The organism is Streptomyces sp. LS1784, from assembly GCF_020103755.1.
Lineage (GTDB): Bacteria > Actinomycetota > Actinomycetes > Streptomycetales > Streptomycetaceae > Kitasatospora.
In genome coordinates, this window is record NZ_JAHSQD010000866.1 from 1 (window position 1) to 2,404 (window position 2,404).

The following is a 2,404-nucleotide window of genomic DNA, read 5'->3' on the forward strand; positions in this document are numbered from 1 at the left end:
CAGCCGGTGCGCCCGGCGCGGCCCCGTCCGCCGGGCGGCGTCGGCCGGCGTCGGGATCACCGGCCGTGTGCCGTCCGGGCGGCTCGGGCCAGCCAGTCCAGGTACCACTCGCGGAAGCCGAGCCGGCCGGCCCCGCTGGTGAGCGGGCTCAGCGAGAGGTCGGCCGCGCGGCCGTCGGACCAGAGGGTGCCGCGCTCCGGGCCGGTGACGACCAGCCAGGTGTAGTAGCCGCAGCCCTCGTGGCCGAGGCAGATCGCTCCGGCCGTGATCCGCTGGTCCAGGCGTTTCCACTCGGCGTCCCAGGCCCGGAACGCCGCACGGTACGACTCGTCGTCGGGGAAGTCCGCCTCGGCCGGCTCGCGGGCGTCGAGGTCCTCCTCCAGGCGCGTGCGCTCCTGCGCCGACAGGAAGGCCCGCACGAGCAGCGCACCGTCGCTGCGGACACCGCCCTCGCTCCAGTGCCAGCCCTGCCCGTCGCGCCGCAGCGGGAAGAGCCCGTAGTCCGGGCCTGCTCCGCCGGCGCCCACCTCAAGGAGGAAGGAACGGTAGTCCGGCGGGAGGCGGACGCCGAACTGCGCCTCCGCGTCGGCCAGCTCGGTTTCCTCCAGCGGTGCCTCCAGCAGGAAGCCGTGCCCGGACGCCCGCCGGGCACCGAACACCTCCGCCGCGAACGGCGCCGTCCGCAGGGCCGGCACCTGTTCGCGCACCCCCGCCCAGCCCGCGCCCCGCTCCGTCGTCTCCACCGTGTCCTCCCTCGCGGACGGCGTCCGCACCGGCCCGTCGTCATCCCCCGGTGCGGACGATCGTGCCAGGTCAGGGCGGGGATGATCAACGGAGAACCGGCGCACGGGCCCGGGTCCTCAGCGCGCCCCGGGGTACGCGGGGCGGCCAGGTTGTCGGGGGCTAGTCAGGCAATGTTCGCCCTGGCCGCATCTTCGTTCGGCGTACGCTCGGCCTGTCCATTGAGTGGGTTTGGCGCCAAGAGGGTCGAGTGTGGGCGAGCGCGTGCTGGAACGGGTTGATCTGAATTCTTGAGTGCAGACCCCCTGCTTCAGCTGGGGGTTGGCTCTTGCTGTGCCGGAGCCGCGAAGCGGCGCGATTCGCTGCGCTGTCAGTGGCGTGGGCTAGGTTGATTTCGGCAGCCGAAGGGGGTGTTTCGCAATGTTGTCCGGGCGTCGGTACCGGCTTGAACTCGACTCGGCGCAGGCCGGGTTGTGTGAGATGTTCGGCGACATCTGCCGGGTGGTGTGGAACACCGCGTTGGAGCAGCGGCGGGAGTACCGGCGGCGGGGTGCGTGGATGAACTACGTGCCGCAGGCCGCCGAGCTGGTGGAGGCGAAGCGGGAGTTTCCGTGGCTCGGGGATGCGCCGTCGCATGTGTTGCAGCAGACCTTGAGGGACTTGGACCGGGCGTGCTGTGAGCACGGGACGTTCAGGGTCCGGTGGCGGTCGAAGGCCCACTGGTCGCCGTCGTTCCGGTTCCCGGCGGGGAACCTGATCGTGGTGGAGCGGATCGGCCGCAGGTGGGGACGGGTGAAGCTCCCGAAGCTCGGCTGGGTGCGCTTTCGCTGGTCCCGGCCACTGGGCGGGGAGGTGCGCTCGGCGACCGTCACCCGGCAGGGACGGCACTGGATGGTGTCGTTCCTGGTGGAAGACGGCAGGAACACTCCGGATCGGCACGCTCTGCCGGACCGGGCGGTCGGCGTGGACCGGGGCGTGAAGGTGGCCGCGACGACCAGCGACGCCACCTTCCACGACCGCGCATACGTCACCAAAGGTGAGGCGAAACGGCTGCGCCGCCTGCACCAGCAGCTCGCCCGGTGCGAGCGCGGCAGCAACCGCCGTCGGGCCGTGCTGGCGAAGATCAATACGATCACCGGCCGGGTCCGCCACCGCCGTGCGGACTTCTGCGCCCAGACCGCCCACGCACTGACCACCGCGAACGCGCTGGTGGCGCTGGAAGACCTCCGCACGAGGAACATGACCACCTCGGCACGGGGCACCGTCGAGCAACCCGGCCGGGGCGTCCGGGCCAAGGCCGGACTCAACCGGGCCATCCTCGACAAGGGCTGGCACCTGCTCGAACGCGCGCTGCGCAACGCTGCGCGTACCACCGGCACCCGCGTGGTGCTGGTGAACCCCGCGTACACGTCGCAGACCTGCAACGCCTGCGGGCATGTGGATCCGAAGAGCCGTGAGAGCCAAGCGGTCTTCGGGTGCACGGCCTGCGGGCACGGGGACCATGCCGACGTGAACGCCGCGAAGAACATCCTCAACGCCGCAGGGCATGCGGTGTCAGGGCGTGGAGACCTCGCCACGAGGCGGTCCGTGAAGCGCCAACCACCGGCGACGCGCGCACGCATGGGGCGAAGTTCCCACGCGGCACGTACGGCCGGAATCCCCG

Annotated in this window: 2 protein-coding genes; one reads left to right on the forward strand and one right to left on the reverse strand. The window is 71.8% G+C overall.

All coding sequences use genetic code 11. From position 1 onward, the window contains the following. Positions 1–56: 56 nt before the first annotated feature. Positions 57–743 carry an SMI1/KNR4 family protein gene (locus KS423_RS43565; RefSeq protein ID WP_224285224.1) on the reverse strand — a complete coding sequence of 229 codons (687 nt, stop codon included), beginning with the start codon at positions 741–743 and terminating at the stop codon, positions 57–59. Positions 744–1,161: 418 nt separating this feature from the next. Here KS423_RS43565 and KS423_RS43570 point away from each other — a divergent pair. Beyond that, positions 1,162–2,404 (forward strand): RNA-guided endonuclease TnpB family protein (locus KS423_RS43570; protein ID WP_224285225.1); only part of this gene is annotated, 1,243 nt, incomplete at its 3' end.